The 18,380-nt window shown below is 51.4% G+C and carries 16 protein-coding genes; 4 read left to right on the top strand and 12 right to left on the bottom strand.

The genetic code is table 11. From position 1 onward, the window contains the following. Positions 1-26: 26 nt before the first annotated feature. The 8 genes from NF212_RS06865 to NF212_RS06830 all read right to left on the bottom strand — a co-directional run bounded on the left by NF212_RS06865 (position 27) and on the right by NF212_RS06830 (position 9,974). The gene (locus NF212_RS06865) at positions 27-1,523 is read right to left on the bottom strand and encodes an FGGY-family carbohydrate kinase (protein ID WP_434360041.1); all 1,497 of its coding nucleotides are present in this window, start codon (positions 1,521-1,523) and stop codon (positions 27-29) included. A gap of 14 nt (positions 1,524-1,537) precedes the next feature. Next, complete coding sequence (locus tag NF212_RS06860; RefSeq protein ID WP_434360039.1) at positions 1,538-2,413, bottom strand: class I fructose-bisphosphate aldolase; 876 nt, start codon at positions 2,411-2,413, stop codon at positions 1,538-1,540. Beyond that, on the bottom strand, positions 2,404-4,203 hold the full coding sequence (locus NF212_RS06855) for an FAD-dependent oxidoreductase (protein ID WP_434360037.1): 1,800 nt from the start codon (positions 4,201-4,203) through the stop codon (positions 2,404-2,406). Before NF212_RS06855 ends, NF212_RS06860 begins: the two co-directional genes overlap by 10 nt. Positions 4,204-4,231: 28 nt before the next feature. Beyond that, positions 4,232-5,218 carry an aldo/keto reductase gene (locus NF212_RS06850; RefSeq protein ID WP_434360035.1) on the bottom strand — a complete coding sequence of 329 codons (987 nt, stop codon included), beginning with the start codon at positions 5,216-5,218 and terminating at the stop codon, positions 4,232-4,234. A 4-nt stretch (positions 5,219-5,222) separates the two neighbouring features. After that, complete coding sequence (locus NF212_RS06845; protein ID WP_434360033.1) at positions 5,223-6,191, bottom strand: sugar-binding transcriptional regulator; 969 nt, start codon at positions 6,189-6,191, stop codon at positions 5,223-5,225. A gap of 25 nt (positions 6,192-6,216) precedes the next feature. After that, the gene (locus tag NF212_RS06840) at positions 6,217-7,224 is read right to left on the bottom strand and encodes an ABC transporter permease (protein WP_434360031.1); all 1,008 of its coding nucleotides are present in this window, start codon (positions 7,222-7,224) and stop codon (positions 6,217-6,219) included. Between the two features lie 20 nt (positions 7,225-7,244). After that, on the bottom strand, positions 7,245-8,801 hold the full coding sequence (locus NF212_RS06835; RefSeq protein WP_434360029.1) for a sugar ABC transporter ATP-binding protein: 1,557 nt from the start codon (positions 8,799-8,801) through the stop codon (positions 7,245-7,247). A 114-nt stretch (positions 8,802-8,915) separates the two neighbouring features. Further along, positions 8,916-9,974, bottom strand: coding sequence for a substrate-binding domain-containing protein (locus NF212_RS06830; protein ID WP_434360027.1), 1,059 nt, complete (start codon positions 9,972-9,974; stop codon positions 8,916-8,918). 547 nt (positions 9,975-10,521) lie between these two features. Between NF212_RS06830 and NF212_RS06825 the strand changes: the two genes are divergently transcribed. The 4 genes from NF212_RS06825 to NF212_RS06810 all read left to right on the top strand — a co-directional run bounded on the left by NF212_RS06825 (position 10,522) and on the right by NF212_RS06810 (position 14,868). Next, a complete protein-coding gene (locus NF212_RS06825) occupies positions 10,522-11,682 on the top strand; it encodes an iron-containing alcohol dehydrogenase (RefSeq protein WP_434360025.1) in 1,161 nt (386 codons plus the stop codon). Between the two features lie 57 nt (positions 11,683-11,739). Then, a complete protein-coding gene (locus tag NF212_RS06820; RefSeq protein ID WP_434360023.1) occupies positions 11,740-13,242 on the top strand; it encodes a CoA-acylating methylmalonate-semialdehyde dehydrogenase in 1,503 nt (500 codons plus the stop codon). A 135-nt stretch (positions 13,243-13,377) separates the two neighbouring features. Next, on the top strand, positions 13,378-14,166 hold the full coding sequence (locus NF212_RS06815) for an IclR family transcriptional regulator (RefSeq protein WP_434360021.1): 789 nt from the start codon (positions 13,378-13,380) through the stop codon (positions 14,164-14,166). A gap of 141 nt (positions 14,167-14,307) precedes the next feature. Beyond that, positions 14,308-14,868: a TIGR00730 family Rossman fold protein gene (locus NF212_RS06810; RefSeq protein WP_434360019.1), complete on the top strand. Its 561-nt coding sequence runs from the start codon at positions 14,308-14,310 to the stop codon at positions 14,866-14,868. Positions 14,869-14,901: 33 nt separating this feature from the next. Here the strand turns inward: NF212_RS06810 and NF212_RS06805 are convergent, their stop codons facing one another. From NF212_RS06805 to NF212_RS06790, 4 genes are all read right to left on the bottom strand, one after another. Next, positions 14,902-15,456, bottom strand: a complete 555-nt coding sequence (locus NF212_RS06805) for a hypothetical protein (protein ID WP_434360017.1) — start codon at positions 15,454-15,456, stop codon at positions 14,902-14,904. 23 nt (positions 15,457-15,479) lie between these two features. Then, positions 15,480-16,937: an alkaline phosphatase PhoX gene (locus NF212_RS06800; RefSeq protein ID WP_434360015.1), complete on the bottom strand. Its 1,458-nt coding sequence runs from the start codon at positions 16,935-16,937 to the stop codon at positions 15,480-15,482. Positions 16,938-17,078: 141 nt separating this feature from the next. Then, entirely contained in the window at positions 17,079-17,876 is a 798-nt protein-coding gene (gene tatC, locus NF212_RS06795) for a twin-arginine translocase subunit TatC (protein ID WP_434360013.1), read from the bottom strand. After that, the gene (locus NF212_RS06790) at positions 17,873-18,268 is read right to left on the bottom strand and encodes a Sec-independent protein translocase subunit TatA/TatB (protein WP_434360010.1); all 396 of its coding nucleotides are present in this window, start codon (positions 18,266-18,268) and stop codon (positions 17,873-17,875) included. The genes tatC and NF212_RS06790 overlap by 4 nt, the downstream gene beginning before the upstream one ends. Positions 18,269-18,380: the final 112 nt, after the last annotated feature.

Here is an 18,380-nt window from a genome sequence, read left to right as displayed (position 1 = left end):
CTCCTTTTGGTCTTTCTCTGTAAAAGTTAAATTCCACTGTTAATAAACGTGCTGACGGCTTGGTATCGCTCAAAACGCGCCTTCAGCACTGGTTGTTTGGTTTTATCCGGGTGGAAATAGCGGTACTCACCGCTCATATTCCGTACCGCATCTTGAAAGGTTTCGTACACGCCCCCGGCGTATGCAGCCGCCATTGCTGCACCTCTTGCACCAGTTTCCCCACAAGGTGTCACAGCAATACGGATATCTAAAACATCGGCAAATAACTGGCACCAGAATTCACTCCGGGCACCACCGCCACTTAAAACGGCATTGTCGAAATGCAACCCGGCTTTGTTCAGTTTCAAGAAATGTTCCAAATGACCGAACACAATGCCTTCATAGACGGCATAGAGAAGGTCAGACTTTGTATGCCAGCCAGCCAGACCAAAGAAGTTGGCCCCGGCTGATGCAAGGTCACTGGAACCATAGAGATAGGGATGGAACAGAGGCAGGTTTTCCGCCAGTTTTACGTTTTCGACAGCGTTATTACAGAATTCAAAAACCGATTTCCCCAGACTCTGCGCAACCTGTTTTTCCGGTGCAAAGAACTCACTGACAAACCATTCCAGGTTGGAGGCTGACGTCGCGCTGTTTTCCATCGCCATATAGCGGCCACCGGGAAATACGCTGGACATAAAAATATCCGGGTGAGGAATGGTATCGCTGACTACCTGGTTAATGCTCCAGGTACCGGTAATTAAAGAGGCATCAGCGGTATCCCACACACCGCTGCCCACAGCACTGGCAATAACATCGAAGAATCCACCTACTACAGGCGTGCCAACCGGCAACCGAGTCTGTTCAGAGGCAGACCGTGTAATATGGCCGACAGTGTTTTCACTCCACAGCGTCGTTGGAATGCGGTCCTTCATCTCTTCTATGCCGAGCAAAGACAGCAGGTCAGAGCTGACGTCACCGCTTGTGTAATCGTATAAACCGGATGCACTGAGATCGCCATATTCTGTATGGCATTCACCGGTCAGGCAGAAATTGATGTAGTCCTTACAAAAAAGCACCACACCGATATTGCTATAAGTTGCCGGCTCATTGTGCTTGAGCCATTTCAGCAAAGTGGCAGTTTGGGAAGGCCATACGCCCTGCCGGTTCAGTTCGCTGAGCCTCGGGTAATCCTGGCTTGTTTTGTCCTGGTTCACCTGAGCCTCTGCGCGGCTGTCCAGTGACTGAATAGCCCGCAAAGGCTCGCGGTTATTGTCAAGCAGGTAAGCGCCGTTGCCGTGACCACTCACGCCAACGGCAAGTACGTCCTCTGGCGGGATGTTCAGCTCAGTCAGCGCCGCCGCGACGACGGACGCGCACTTGTGCCAAAGCCCAATCATGTCGGTTTCGGAATGCCCAGGCTGAGGAAAGCGGGTTTCTACCCGTTCGGCACGAGAACCGATTTCACGTCCCTTGCAATCAAACACCGCAGCTTTAACAGCTGTATTCCCACAATCAATCCCGAGAACGTACTTTGTTGTCATACTTGCTGTTTTCCTTAACCTTGGTAAATTCCCATCGCATCTGCGACAGAGGCATTGTCATGAATCATCGCCATAAAGGCAGACACGATTTTGCCTGGGTTCGGGTGTTGATAGATATTGCGTCCATAAACCATGCCAACCGCGCCCTGGTCCAGAAGGGCACGCGCCTTGGAAAACACGCTTTCAATATCATCTTTACCACCGCCACGAACCAATACCGGGCAGCGAGCTGCTTCCACAACTTTGTGGAAATCATCCGCATTGGCAGTGGGATCCGCTTTGATAATGTCTGCTCCCAATTCACGGGCAGTGCGCACCAACGTGACAATTTTTTCGCAGTCGCCGTCAACCATATAGCCACCACGGCCGTCATTCGGCTGCATCACAAGTGGCTCAATCATCAGTGGCATACCGTACTTTTCGCAGTCCAGTTTTACCCGGCTGATATTTTCAACGCATTGGCGGAAAAGATCCGGCTCATCGGGCAGCATAAAGAGGTTCACCACAACACAAGCTGCGTCCATCTGTACGGCTTGCAAAACTGGGTCGCTGTGGTTTTGCAACAGTGCCCACATAACACGGTGGCGCTCGGCGTTGTAAGGGTTGCCGAGGTCTATACGCATTACCAGCGCAGGTTTATTTTTACCGTTCACTTCCTGCAGAATGTCAGCCTGACCGTAAGTCATCTGGATAGCATCTGGCCCGGCCTTAATCAGTTGATCCACCACCGCCGGCATATTTTCCAGCCCATCAAGGAACGACGGCTCATTACAGACACCATGGTCAATGGCCACGTCCAGGCATTTACCGTTGTTAAACAGGCGGTTCATGCGCACTTTTTTACTCTGGAATACCTTACCGGCATTCTGAGTATTACTTTCTACATGCATAGTACTTTCCCTGAGTTATCAATAGATTCCCTGCCAAACATGCCGGCTGGGTCAATGTCATATCCGTTATGGTAATTAAGTGATTCTGCCGCCTCTTTGTATTCCTCGGCTGTGCGGGTGTCATCCCAACCATGCAATTGTGCGAGTAGCAGGGTTGTTTCTGCCAATACTGCCGGGTTCACCTTGCCTTCAATGGCAATGGTGCTGCGGCGCTGAATAAGATCCAGCGGTTTGACCACGTACTCTGTTTTGACGAGATACGTGAGCTCGCGGACGCTGTATTCGGGAAGGGATGACAAAGACGTATCCTCGCCTGCCTGAATGAAGCTCAGGACTGCTTCACATGCCGTGCCATATCGCGACAGCAATATGGACGCACGTTCAGCAGAAATCTGGTATTCATCCCGGAGGTTTTTCAGGTAAATATCCAGGGCAGTTTTACCCATCGGATACGCCTTGCCACCACCAATTCTTCTATCTCTTGTTGATACCTTTCGCGGCTTGGAGAGCTCGGCCAACACGGTGTCACATGCCTGCTCTGCAAATCCGCGGAAAGTTGTCCATTTCCCACCTACCATCGAGTAAACCCGTAGCGGTTCACTGCTGTTTTGCTCTCCGGTTTCAAGCACATCACACTTCAATGCATGGCTGCGGGGTATCTGTCCTGTCGATGCAGTATTCGCCGTGCCCAACGGGCGAACGCCACTGAACCGGTAACAGATGTCTTCCTCGCGTATCTCCACATCCGGGAAGATGTGCTTTACGGAGGTCAGGATGTAATCGACCTCTTCCTGCGTGCAGATGACTGAATCCGGATCTGACACAGGGATATCCGTGGAGCCAATCAGCACTTTCCCAAGGTAAGGGAACATAATGCAGACGCGGTTTTCCGCGTTTTCGTAGTAAACCATGGCACCATCAAGCGCCCTAACCATCGCCGGGTTATCAACGATAATGTGCGATCCTTTGGTCCCGCCGATATACCGGGAGGCAAGGTTTACACCTTCGTTGGTAAGGTCAATCCACGCACCTGTGGCATTCACAATGTGGTGGCTGACAACAGACTTCTCATTGCCTGTAATTTTGTCGGTCAATATGACGCTGCCATCATGCCCGATTCTTGCTTCGGTATAATTCAGGGCATGTGGTTTGTTCTGGTTCTGTTCCCCATCCTGTATGAGCTCAATGGCCAGCCGCTCCGGTGCACTGATCCATGCATCGTAGTAACTTGCACTGCACTTCACGGCTTCCGCATAACCGGGCCAGCGACGCCGGGTCTCACGCAAGGTATACAGGCTGTGTTTCGGCATAATCTGGTCACGCCGGGTAAAGAAGTCATAAATCGCAAGCCCGGTTTTAACAACCAATGCCCCGCGGTCTGACGTTTTCTGGTTCAGGCCAAAGAAGCGCAAACCGGCCGACAATAAACCCGCAGACCACGAGTAAAGCGGAATGTGGGTTTCCAACGGCCTCACGTAATGAGGCGCATTTTCCAACAGCCGGTTTCGCTCAAACAGCGACTCTTTTACGAGGTCAAACTCTGCGTTTTCCAGATAGCGCAACCCACCATGGATCATCCTTGAAGGTGCTGCACTCGCCTTACTGCAAAAGTCATCCCTTTCAACCAGTAAGACATTAAGCCCTTGCAGGGACAGCTCCCGGTAGGTGGCGATGCCATTGATACCGCCCCCGATTACCACAGCATCAAACACCTCACCGTCTTCAATACCATCCAGTGCACGATGGAACCCTGCCCCCTCAAGGGTGTGATTGCCCGTTCCCTTTTGCATAAGCCACTCCCTGAGTTGTCTGGATCCATTAACCGGCTTGAAGCTGGCTAAGGCGCGAATTAACAGCAGCGGTTACGGTTGCAAGGTCTGTATCATTGAGTTCAACGTTGCCTGCAACGGCATTTTCCGCCGCCTGTTGCGGGTTACGTGCACCACACAATGAGTAAGTGACACCAGGCTGTTGTACCGTCCATGCAATGACCAACTGGGCAATGGTCACACCCAATTTGTTGGCAACAGGGGCAATTTCTTCACAGAACTGCTGGACAATGGCGCGGTTTTCCAGAGAGAACAGCGGATCGTTGATGCGCAGGTCATCGCCATTGAATTGGGTCGCAGCGGTGATCTTTCCGGACAACAGACCCAGTGCCAGTGATGAGTAACTCAGGCAGGAGACGCCGGTCTCAATCGCATGGGGAAGCAACTCCGCTTCCAGGGAGCGATCAACCATGTTGTATTTTTCCTGGATGGCATCAACCGCACCGTGGCGTTGGTATTCCTTGAGTTCATCCAGTGAAGCGTTGCTGATACCAATCGCTTTGATGATCCCTTGTTCTTTAAGGTTCATCAGTGCACCCATGGTTTCTGCAATCGGCGTTGTCGGATCCTGCCAGTGGGTGATATAGAGATCGATATAATCCGTCTGCAGGCGTTTCAGGCTTTGCTCAACTTCATAACGGATGGAATCAGCCCCCAGGTAGCGGTGAACCTGCTCACCTTCTTCCTCAAAAAAGTGGTTCCCGGAGGTGGTATGCCAGGCAAGGCCACATTTGGTTGCGAGTACCACGTCCTCGCGACGGCCTTTTATGGCTTCGCCCACCAGACGCTCTGAACGGCCAAGGCCGTACGCCGGGGCGGTATCCACCAAGCTCACACCCTGGTCAAGGGATTCTCGAATTGCCGCTACCGCTTTCTCTTCATCGGTGCCGCCCCACATCCAGCCACCCATCGCCCAGGTCCCCAGGCCGATCACTGACGTTTGAATTTCCGTACTGCCTAACGTGCGTTTTTTCATTGTTTTAGTCCTTTAATATTTCGAGCACCGAGGTGGCTGTGGCTTCATCAGACACCAGGGTGGTAATCATCCCGCCATTCAACACAGAACGGACCGGCAGAATCTTGTCTTTACTTGCTGCGATACCGATCCTCAGTGGGATCTTTCTCAGGTCATCCAACGTCAGGCCAACCAGCTTGTCATCCAGACTGCTGACACTGGATTCACCATGGCGGTTTATAAGGTGAGCCAGCATTTCCCCTTCACAGTCTGACGCGATGACTTTGTTCCTCTCTTCGTCACTCATTGGGCGAAGGTCAAAGTAACTCTCCGACCCTTTGGCAACCGCCCCGATGCCGACCAGCGCTATATCTGCCGTACGCGCCAGTTCCAGCACCTCTTTACAGGCTCGCATTTCCAGCAGGATGTCTCTGTCTTCACGGCTGTCGGCAAACAGCGGGGCATGCAGTTGCATGGAGCGTCCGCCCAGCTTTTCCGCCAGGGTGTAGGCAAGGTGGTTTACGTCAGTAAAGAACTTGCCCTGTACCCCACCGGTTGCCGGAACAACTGTCACGTTGTAGCTTCGCTTTGGCTTAATAACCTCAACCAGAGCAGAAATTGCCTTTCCGCCACTGACACAAATCACGTCCCCGTCCCGCAACCTGTCCAGCAGGTAATCTGCTGCGGTTTCCGCCACCAGCCGAAAGTTCACCACCGGATCACTCGACACAGAAGGTGAGAGAATTGCCTCGTGAAGCGAGCTCTCCGTCACCAGGCGTTGTTCGCTTTCCGCCGCATCCGCACCACCGATATTGAGGCTGATTTCCACCAGCCCTTCATCCCATGCGCTCCGGATAATCCGGTTCACCTTTGCCGGGGAGAGTGACAGCTCCTTGGAGATATCCGACTGACTGACATTTTCAAGAAAATGCATGGTCAGAACTTTTCGGGTCAGCCTGTCGACGCTTTTTGTGTTGTGATTATTGAAAGCCACAGAGACTCCTTATTTCTAATTATGCTCAGCTAGGTTTGCGGTTAAGAATGTGGTCAAGCGCTACCGCACCCAGAAGGATCAAGCCTTTAATAAAGTCCTGCCAATAGACCGAGACATCGAGAAGGATCAGGGAGCTGGACACTACGCTCAGCAGCGCGATACCCAGAATGGCACCAAATACTGACCCCTGGCCGCCGTTGAAGCTGGCACCACCGATAACTGCCGCAGCAATGATGTTAAGTTCCAGCCCGACACCGAAGTTAGGGGTTGCCGCACCGAACTTGGACATATAGATAATGCCGCCCAGGCCACACAGCGCAGAACACATTACCGTTACCCAGAGCTTTACTTTGTCAGTGCGTACACCGGAATACTCTGCCGCTTTTTCGTTACTGCCGGTATAGAACACCTTGCGGAATGCGGTTGCATTTCTCAGCAGGTAGTCAGAAATCACCACCACGACAAAGAAGATAATGATCGAGAACGGAACGCCATAGAGGGTACCCTGACCGACGAACTTAAATTCCGGCGGCAGGGAGAACAGTGAAATTGGCGTACCCTGGGTAATGATCATGCTCAAGCCCCTTGCCAGCCCCATAAACGCCAGGGTGACAATGAAGTGGTGCAAGCCAATTTTGGTGACGCACAAGCCCATCAGGTAACCGATACCACCGCACATGATGATAGACGCCAGACTGGCAAGCCAGGGGTTCATTCCCACGATAAACAGCTTGGCGGCAAAAACCATGGCAAGGCACATTACTGCCCCCACTGAGAGGTCTATCCCCCCGACGATAATCAGCAGGGTCATACCAACAACCACAATGCCTTCAGTCGAAAACGACAGCAGCATGGCTTTCATGTTCGCCCACGTCAGGAAGTAGGGCGAGGCAAAACTCATGGTCACAAACAGACCAAGGATAATAAGGATAAGGGTGAATTCACGCATATTCTTGGTGCGGGAAAACAGGTTGCCGAGCATGCTCTTTGATTCGCTGTTCGGTCCTTTATCCGTAAGAACGTCGTTGCTCATTTGTCTCTCCATTTTTCGAATCATTGGTTCACTGCTGCTCGGTGTTTATCGACACCTGAAGCGAGATGCATGATGTTTTCTTCCGTGATGTCCTGTCCGCGCAGGATGCCTGCACATTCGGACTCGCACATCACCATGACCCGGTCGCTCAGACCGATGACCTCCGGCAGTTCGGAGGAAATCACAATCACGCATACCCCCTTGTTTGCCAGATCCCTAATCATTTTGTGTATTTCTGACTTAGCCCCGACATCAATCCCCCGGGTCGGCTCATCCATGATGATCACCTTCGGGTTAATGGAGAGCATTTTGGCTATTGCCACCTTTTGCTGGTTACCGCCACTGAGTGAAGAAACCGGGGCATCCATACCTGCTGACTTGAGGTTCAGCTCATCGGTCAGCGTCTGCGCCTGCTCGTTCTCCGCAACGCGGTTAATCAGGCCGTTGGCAGATACCTGCTCCGGGTTAAGCGCCGAGACATTTGACGCAATAGACAACTCCAGAAAGACACCGTTTTCCTTGCGGTCTTCAGACAGGTACACGATGCCGTTGGCGATACCGTCCTGGTAATTGGTGATCGAGACTGACTCCCCTCGGTAAGCGATCTCTCCCCCACTGCGCTTCTGGAGGCCACAGATAGCCTTAACGACTTCAGAACGCCCCGCGCCAATCAGTCCGGCAATACCAAAGATTTCGCCTTCATGGACATCAAAACTGACATCGCGGAAACGACTGCCGTCAGTCATCCCTCTCACCGACAGCAATACCGGGTTATTTTCAATGTCCCCGGTAAATTTATCCGGGTAGAGGTCTGTCAGTTTCCGTCCAACCAGGTGGTTGACGACCTGATCCGGCGTGGTTTCCTTTACTACCTCAGTGGTGATCAGCTTGCCGTCGCGGAACACCGTCACGCGGTCGCACTGCTCGAACACCTCCACCATCCGGTGGCTGATGTAGATAACGCTGATCCCTTTCGCTTTAAGCTCCTGCATAATGCGGAACAGAATCTGCGCTTCGTTTTCTGTCAGTGCCGCTGTCGGCTCATCAAGGATGAGAATTTTGCATTCCTGGGTCAGTGCCTTGGCAATTTCCACCAGCTGCTGGTTAGATATGCTCAATTCATCCAACCGGGATTTAGGGTCAATATCAGCCAACTGTTTGATGGCTGCTTCTGCTTCTTTATAGAGAGACTTAAAATCCATAAAGAACGCATTAGATGAGTTGGTTTTCGCCATCAGGATGTTTTCAGCCACGCTCAAATCCGGGCAAAGGGCGATTTCCTGATGAACAAATCCGATTCCAAGTTTTTGTGCTTCAAGTGGTCCGGCGATTTTTGTTTTCTTGCCCTCAATGAGGATGTCACCGCTGTCCGGCTGGTAAATGCCGTCGATGATCTTCATCAGGGTGGATTTTCCCGCCCCGTTCTCACCTGCCAGCGCATGAATCTCACCCGGCATTAGGGTAAAGCTCACGTCAGACAGCGCGACAGTGGAACCGAAGGTCTTCCGCACATTTTTAATTTCAAGAACCGGTGTCGTAGTTTGCACGTTCAGCTCCTGGGCTAGTTGCCGTTTCACAATCCGGGTCTTCCCGGCAGGGTAATTCAAAAAGGGGGCTAACCCTCGCGCCTGCACCTATTTGGGCGGAGGGCGCCCCATCAAAAAAGCAAGGTCTATCTAAATAGGTACCGCTTACTCATTGATACCTTTGGTGCCACGCTTCTCCAGGTACTTGTCCCATGAGAAGTCATCAGCATTCTCTTTGGTGACAATGGCAAAGCCGTTGTCAACGAATGGAATACCCATTGGGTTGTAGCCAGAACGCTTGTAGTCGTTCATTGGGTCGATAAGGTCAGAGTGCGCGGCCATATAAAGCATCATCATGCCCATGTAGCCCTGCATACCCTGGTTAGGGTTAACCGCACCGAACACTTCGCCTGACTTGATCATGTCAAGGATCTTGGCATTCACGTCTGCGTTCATAACCTTGATTTTGCCACCCAGCTCTTTGGCTGCCTGCGCAGCACCCAGCGCTGAGTTTGCTTCAGGCATGAATACCGCACCCAGGTTCGGGTGAGCCTGTGCCATGGTCATTACCGCGTTGTAGGCTTTCGTTGGATCCTGGTTACTTGCTGCGCGGGAAGCGAGCTTCATGTCAGGCCACTTTTCCTTCATACGATCGATAAAGGCAGAAATACGGCGGTCGTGGTTGTCCTGTCCTGGGTTTTCCAGTACGGCATATTCGCCCTTGCCACCCATGGCTTCTGCTACTGCGTCTGCTGCGTACTTACCTTCCTGGAAGTTGTCAGACGTAATAAAGGAAACACGCTTACTGTTTGGTGAATCCGCTGCGAAGGTCACAACAGGAATACCCATTTCTGCTGCGCGGTTGATTGGCTCAATAAATGGGTCTGGGTTCATTGGGTGAAGCAGGATGCCCGCCGGCTTTTTCGCCAGCACCTGTTCAAATGAGGCCAGCTGCTTGTTCACGTCATACTCTGGGGTACCGGTATAAACGGTCTTACAACCCATTGACTGTGCAGCTTGCTTCATCATCTCATATACAGGGAACCAGTACTCAACCCCACTTACCATGACATTCATGTAATAGGTTTCACCCGGCTTACAACGGAATGGTGCATCACCCTCCGCACTTGCTGTACCGGTTGTTGTAAGCAGCGATGCAACTGACAGCGCTGCGATACCGACAACACGCTTTAACGTAGGGTTTAACTGAAATTGCATTTTCATCCCACTCTCCTTGTTTTCGATAAGCGGTCTACGTTCTTGTAATTGGTGACCTGCCCTGTATGGCCACCGTGTTGGTTTAGCAAAATACATCACCCCGTGAAGTTTGTTACGCATTGGTGAAATATATTTCAGCTAGTGAAAGAGTAATCACTCTCCCTCACATGTGTCAAAGCGAAATCAATACTAAAAGTCTCAATAAATTGACAGCGCACGCCGATGCAACAACATCTAATTAACATTTCAATGAATTGCAGTCTCTGTTTTTAAAGGGATTTCAGCAGGAATTTTTGAGGCCATTTTTCTTAACACCCAATTGTGACCGAGATGTTAAAAATGTGATCAGACACAAAAGCCTCTCCTGATCACAGGCCGTAGTGATTATTTATATTGATACCAAATGTCTCATTTACACTTGCAAAACACAGTTTGCAGAGGCTAGTATCTATATAAACGAGACCCAAAGTATCATTTTAATAATAAGTATTAGGATTAATTTACTTGCCGTATTGAAGTTGGCAGTAATAAGACATGTAGAAGGGATAACGCCATGAGCAATCACGTACAACTCCCCCGGGTTATGGAAATCGGTGAGGGAGCAAGCACCCAGGTCGCTGCAATTCTGAAGCGACTGGGATGTAAATCTCCCCTTATTATTACAGACAAGGTGATGGTAGATCTTGGGTATGCAGCCCGTATTGGGGCCATCCTGGACCAGGCTGGTATCACTCACGCAGTATTTTCAGACACTGTTCCTGAACCAACAGAGTCATCAATTATCGCCGGGGTCGATGCTTTTAAAGTCGGTGAATTTGATTCTATTATCGCTCTGGGTGGTGGGAGCCCAATCGATTCAGCCAAGGCTATCGGTATTCTGGGCAAGTTTGGCGGGAATATGCGCGACTACAAATTCCCGCGTGACGTGTCTGAAAGTGGTGTCCCCATCATTGCTATTCCTACTACGGCAGGTACCGGCTCTGAGGTCACCCGGTTTACCATTATCACCGACGACAAAGTTGACGAAAAAATGCTGTGCGTTGGCCTTGGCTTTATGCCACAGGCCGCCATTATCGACTTTTCCCTCACACTCAGTGTTCCGCCTCGCGTAACCGCCGATACCGGTATCGATGCCCTCACCCATGCCATTGAAGCCTATGTCAGCCGCAAAGCTAACCCATTCAGTGACTGCCAGGCATTGTCTGCAATGAAACTGATTGCGCCAAACCTGCGCCGCGTTTACCACACCCCGGATGATAAAGAAGCGCGTGAAGCGATGATGTTGGGTTCTACCTTGGCTGGCATGGCGTTTTCTGCTGCATCCGTTGCCCTGGTTCACGGGATGAGCCGTCCAATTGGTGCTTTTTTCCATGTTCCTCATGGCCTTTCGAACGCCATGTTGCTGCCCCACGTCACCGAGTTCTCTATTCCTGACGCAACCGAACGCTATGCAGAGTGTGCCAGGGCTATGGGTGTTGTGAGCCAGGACACAGATGATGAAATAGCATGCCAGACACTGGTACAAGAGCTGCAAGCGATAAACCAGGAGCTCAATGTTCCCAGCATGTCTGAATTTGGAATCGACAAAGACCGGTATTTTGAACTTTGCGAGACCATGGCCAGCCAGGCAATTGCCTCCGGCTCGCCAGGCAACAACCCAAGGATCCCGGATCAGGAAACCCTTGTATCCCTCTACCATCACGTGTGGTCTTAATACCAACAACGCTAAAGCACTATTACAAAGAAGCCAAAACAAAAGGAGATTCAACATATGGAACGCATTGGCCACTTTATAAATAACGCCGTCGTGTTCGATGACAACGCCCGTCTGGCACCTGTGTATAACCCGGCGGAAGGCGCACAAATTGCTGACGTAGAGTTATCTTCGGAAGCAACTACCCTTGCAGCCGTTGAAGCTGCAGCCAATGCACTTGAGACCTGGTCTGCAACCCCGGCCGTTGTGCGGGCTCGTGTACTGTTCAAATTTAAAGCGCTGGTTGAGGAAAACCGGAATGAACTGGCTGAACTGATCGTTCAGCAGCACGGCAAGGTATTTTCCGACGCTCAGGGTGAAATCACCCGTGGCCTGGAAGTCGTTGAATTTGCCTGCGGTATTCCACACAGCCAGAAAGGGGAGCACTCACTCAACGTCGGCCGTGGTGTTGACTCACACTCCATGATGCAACCTGTGGGTGTCTGTGCCGGTATCACACCGTTCAACTTCCCGGTAATGGTTCCTATGTGGATGTTCCCGGTTGCCATCGCATGTGGTAATACCTTTGTACTGAAGCCATCTGAAAAGAACCCTGCACCGGCACTGTTCCTGGCAAACCTGCTTCGTGAAGCGGGCCTGCCTGACGGCGTATTTAACGTGGTGAATGGTGACAAGGCCTCGGTTGATATCCTTCTGTCCCACCCTTCAGTTGAAGCAGTCAGCTTTGTAGGTTCAACGCCGATTGCAGAGTATATCTACTCAACCGCTTCGAAAAACGGTAAGCGATGCCAGGCACTGGGTGGGGCGAAAAACCATCTGGTAGCGATGCCGGATGCCGACCCGGATCAGGTCGTAAACGCCCTGATGGGTGCGGCATACGGTTCAGCCGGTGAGCGTTGTATGGCAATTTCAGTCGCAGTATGTGTAGGCGATGAAACTGCTGACAAGATCGTATCCCGCCTGACTGATGCAGCCAAGTCGCTGAAAGTAGGGCCAGGTATTGGCCAGGAAGTAGAACCGGACATGGGTCCGCTTATCAGTGACGTACACCGAGAAAAGGTGCTCGGATACATCGATCAGGGCATTAGCGAAGGTGCAACACTGGTTGTTGACGGCCGTGACCTGAAAGTGGCCGGTCACGAGAATGGCTACTTCGTTGGCCCAACACTGTTTGACAACGTCACTACAGACATGCGTATCTACAACGAAGAAATCTTTGGCCCGGTACTGAGTGTCGTGCGCGTAAACAACCTGGAAGAAGCCATTCGCCTTGCCAACGATCATGAGTTCGGCAACGGTACCGCTATCTTTACCCAGAGTGGCCGTGCAGCTCGCCAATACCAGGAAAAAGTCAAAGTTGGTATGGTCGGTGTCAATGTGCCAATCCCTGTCCCGATGGCATTCCACTGCTTCGGTGGCTGGAAGCGTTCAGCGTTCGGACCTCTCAATATGCATGGACCGGATGGTGTACGTTTCTTCACCCGCATGAAGACCGTCACTTCCCGTTGGCCTGAATCCAGCCAAATGCAGGCTGAATTCTCAATGCCAACCATGAAATGATCCCCATTTGAGTAAAATAGGGCAGAATATACAGGGGCGTGTTTAACTTTCTCTATTGAAAGGCAAACACGCCCGGTTAATCGGTATATTTTGCCCGGCCTTTGGGGCGTAACAAATACGGAAAGCAAACACACTATGACAGATAATAAGCGCGAGAAAGGATCCTCCATCATCCGCGTTCTGGAAATTCTCGAAGCTGTCTCTAACTGCGAACAGCCGATGTCACCGACTGATCTAGGCCATCTTCTCGACATTCCGAAGCCTACGGCCCACCGTCTGGTGAACACCCTTCAGGAAGAAGGCTGGCTTTATACCAATATGCGCGGCAACCTTGTTCCCGGTGACCGTTTCCATAAAGTTGCCCTCGGCGTACTGTATTCAAGCCGCTACAAAGCTCTGCGCAGGGCGATTCTTGAGCGTCTGTCCGAAGATATTGGTGAAACCTGTGGTATTGCCATTCCCGATGGTACCGAAATGATTTACTACGACCGTGTGGAAGCCAACTGGCCACTGCGCGTTCACCTGCCCGTAGGCAGCCGGACCCCGGTCTGGTGTACTGCAAGTGGAAAGCTGTATCTCAGTACATTACCGGAAGCCCGCCGTCGGGCGATATTGAAGAACCTGCCGCTTCAACAAATGAGCAAAAGCACAATTACGGAGCCAAATGCTCTGGAAGAGCAGTTGATCACGATCCGGCAGTCTCAAATTGGCATTGATAACGAAGAATATGTTGATGGCATGTCCGCTATCGCCGTTCCCATCAAAAACGAACAGGGCAAGCTTTTCGCCTGTTTGTTCTGCCATGCCCCGGTAACCCGGAAAACAGCCGCCCAGCTTATGGATCATGTCAGCCAGTTGCGCAAAGCTGCCGATGAGCTTTCGGACCTGATTCAAAGCAACGAGAAAAACCGCACCGATCACTGACAAACCGTACAAATCAATGACAGATAGTGTGAACCCCAAAAAGCGGCTAACCCAGCCGCTTTTTTGATTCCGGATCCACCATTGCCCTAACGGAAAGAATGGCTTAGCTTTACTCATAGAACAGCTTTGCAGGATACCAACATGAAGATTGCCATTTTTTGCGGTTCCAGTAGCGGTAACCACCCTGAGTATGTTGAAGAAACACGAAAACTCGGAAAGTACCTCGCCCAAAACGGTATGGATGTGGTTTACGGCGGGGGAAAGGTCGGCCTGATGGGAACCATTGCTGACTCTGCAATGGCGCACGGTGGAAAGGTTTACGGTGTAATCCCCGAACGTTTGAAAGACAAAGAGCTTGCCCATACCGGCGTCACCGAACTTTTCGTGGTGAAAGACATGCACGAGCGGAAAGCGAAAATGGCAGGATTGGCAGATGCCTTTGTTGCCCTGCCCGGCGGCGCGGGCACGCTGGAAGAAATTTTTGAAGCCTGGACGTGGGCGCAGCTTGGCTACCACAATAAACCCTGTGCGTTTTACAACACCGGAGGTTACTGGGATCCTCTGCTTGGTATGGTCACCAATATGGTGGAAGCCGGTTTCCTGAAAGCGGAAATGGCAGACATGTTGGTGCTGGCTGACTCACCGGAAGCATTGGTCGACAAACTGGCCGCCTACAAGCCTCCGGGAAACAAGTGGGAGTAAAAAAGCGGCCCGCAGGCCGCTGAAAGAAAAGGGTTATTTCACTTTTCTACGGCGGCTGGCAACCAGGCCGGTTGCACCCGCCAGGAAAATGGCGAGAAGCGGTGGCTCCGAGATGGTCGTCAGCGCCAGATCCAACTGGTAGTTGTAGGCCGTGAAGTCAAAACCAAACCCACCATTATTTCCGCCGGTAATCAGAGTGTACGTACCCGGTGCCAGCAAAATGTTGGCAATGCTGCCCCCCAACCCCGGTACAGCAGACGAGCTCGCGATATAAGTAAGGTTGCCAAACAGGTCGGTAAAATCCGCATTATTACTGAAGCTTGGCAGGTTCGGGTTGGTCACCGTACCCTCAAACAGGCTGACACCCATAGCAATAAGGGCACTTGTCGCCGACGCTGATAGCTCGGTTTCATGCTCAACACTGAAGGTTAAAAAATCCACGCCCTGCGGGTTTTCCAACGCCCAGCCACTGTCACCAATTACGGTACCGCTGAATGTCCCGGCACCACCAAGCGGGATGATGCCTGCCTGCGAAAATGCGCTGAAACAAAGCAGAATACCGGCAAAGGCTGCCTTTAATACGCTCATGTTTTCCTCCTTGTTAATCCGGCTTACAACGCACCCTTTTCCCAAGGGCCGGTGATGGCAAAAGTTACGCCGGGAGACTGAATGTTGACGAACAACCAACGCCCATAGAAGCAGGCCCCGGCCCACTCGCGGCTGGTAAAGCTGCGACGGGCTGAGCCGTCAGCGCTCTCACCGACGCGATCCCAGAAGTTGGTTTTGGTGCCGGGGTAAACCGCATCAATGGCGCTGAGGTCACCCTGATCGAGCGCAATGTTGTTTTCTGCGAATACAAAGGTGTTTCCTGCCTGCGTCAAGCCGACAAGGCGCTTTGGATTGGAGCTGCCATCCTCACACATCAGGATGTTGCCGCGCGGGCTCACTGCAATGTTGTCAGGGCCGTTAACTTCATCACTCGAAGTCGATTCGAAAAGGATGGTCACGGTTTCTTTGCGCGGGTCGTAGCAGAAGATCTGCCCCAGAGATGCAGCGCCGCCGGACGTTGAGCAGAAATACACCTTGCCGTCGTCATACCAACAGCCCTCACCGCGCTCAAATGTCGCTGCCTTAAACGCCTGGTTGTAGCAGCTTTCATTGACCGCATCCGGGTCAGGCACTTCCTGCCAGGTAACTGTCCAGACAGTACCTTCCACCTGCCCGCCGCGGGTATCCAGACGGTCGGTCTCATTCAGTACCATCGCATAGAGCGTACCGCCGGATTTCAGGTCGCCCCACTGGCCGGAAGGGACAAACTTGTAGAATGCCGATGCGCCGCGGTCTTCCGTCTGGTAAACGTAACCGGTTGCCGGATCAACAGCCGCAGCCTCATGGTAGAAACGGCCCATTTCGCGGATTGGCTGACCGTCTGAAAGGCCAAATCCCGGCACTTCGAAAACGTAGCCGTGGTTGAAGCCATCCGGGCCCTGTCCCCAGGTGTTAAATGTTTCTTCGCATGACAGCCAGGTACCCCAAGGTGTCGGGCCACCCGCACAGTTGCGGATGGTGCCGCCAAGGCTGTTATAAGAAGAGAGGAAACGGCCATTGACCACATCAAACATCAGGTTGGTTGTGCCGCCATACTGGGAAGCATTGTAGATACCGCGACCGCTGCGTGGAGAACACTTTGAGCTTTCGCCCTGTGACAGCTCATGGTTACGCACCAGGGCAACGACATTGCCTTTTGATGCCACCACTGCCATACCGTCGTGGTCTGTTGGCGTTGGTAAACCGTCTGCCTGGGTCTGCCCGGTCCAGCCAAAACTGGTGTAGGAAAACCCTTCAGGCAGTGACAGCAGGTAAAGGCCGGTTGCCTGGTCAGCAACCGGCGCCAGCGGACCATAGGTGTCCGTATATGGCAAGCTGGCTGCCTTTGCCTGAGTTGAAATCGCGGCAAATGCGGCACTGGCAGCAGCAATTGAGGTGCCTTTCAACACTTCACGACGGTTAAACGTCGGTTTGATTTCCTCACCGTTGTCAGGCAACAGTGCATTTATTTCGTTGCTCATGATGATTCCTTATTAAGAAAATTCCAGGTTGATGGTTCTGATTGACAAACAATGGGCATAAAACACCCTTCCCCATTAAGCGAGGGAATTCTAATTATTTAAAATTTCATTATTCTATAGCGTTGCTTGATTTACTTTTTATTACTCCGCAACCGGACTTTCTTTCAACTCCCGATTTGTTCGCCTCAATATTAATATTGAAGTTTCATACAGCACCACCAGCGGAACACCTAATGAAAACTGCGAGATAATATCAGGTGGCGTAACAAATGCAGCGATAAGGAATATAATAACAATGGCATGTTTTCGGTATTGAATAAGATCTTCCACAGACAACGCACCCACCTTTGCCATCACATAGAAGAGCACCGGCAGTTCAAAACTGAGACCAAATGCAAGCAACATTTTGATGACCAAATTCAGGTATTCACTCACCCTTGCTTCGAGCTCTACCTTTAACGCCTCTCCCGATTGCTGCGGCATCTCGAACGAGATGAAAAACTCCCATGCCAGAGGCATCACCACATAAAACGCCAACCCGGCCCCGGCAACAAAAAGCACTGGCGTCACCAGAAATACCGGGGAGTAAGCCTTCCTCTCACTGCGGTACAACCCAGGAGCAATGAAACACCAAACCTGTATAAGCAACAACGGCAAACTGGCAAACATGGCTGTGAAAAAAGCCAGCTTCATATAGGTAAAAAAGGCCTCATGTAACCCGGTGTAAATCATTCTCCGGCCACTGTCTTCACCAAACACATCCACCAGCGGAGCAGTTAAATACTGATAAACCTCGCCCGAATAGGCATACGCAACAATAAAGACCACAATGAAAAACAAAAAACAGAGCATCAGCCTGCGGCGTATCTCCAGTAAATGGTTGAGAAGCGGTGCCCTTGATGCTTCGAGCTCCGGGCTTTTCGATAAATCCCGGCTCATGATCGCTTGTCCCCTACACCTTCAGAGCTATCAGCACCTGGATTTGCAGTATTTGCACGTTGTTCAGCACATCGAGCACGCACAGCTTCAACATCACTCTTACGTTGCTGGTGATAATCAGGTGAACGGGACCCGGGGGCAAAATCATCGGGCAAATGACGTAACTCGTCAGGCAACCAGTTCTCCCAAGATGGCTGGGATTGATTCCCGTCAGACTGGGAAACCTCGCGCTCTAACTGAGCAATCCCACCTTTGGTAAATTGGTAGAGTTTTCTGAGTTTGCTGCTAATCTTTCTGAATATTTCAAAAAACTTGGGTAAATCTTTTGGCCCAATAATCAGAAATGCTAACAGAGAAACAATAAAAAGTTCCTCTAGCCCTAAATCGAACACGCTATTTACCACCCAGTGTTATATTACCTATTTGTCTGAAAGACACATAAGGTGCTTCAGAGAAATAAGCAAGATTAGTTATTGTCAAACCATGAAAGTCAGTATTGAATCC

It is taken from the genome of Parasalinivibrio latis, assembly GCF_036825535.1.
Lineage (GTDB): Bacteria > Pseudomonadota > Gammaproteobacteria > Enterobacterales > Vibrionaceae > Parasalinivibrio > Parasalinivibrio latis.
The sequence above is the reverse complement of the archived record's forward strand: the minus strand, read 5'-3'. Positions and strand labels throughout refer to the sequence as shown.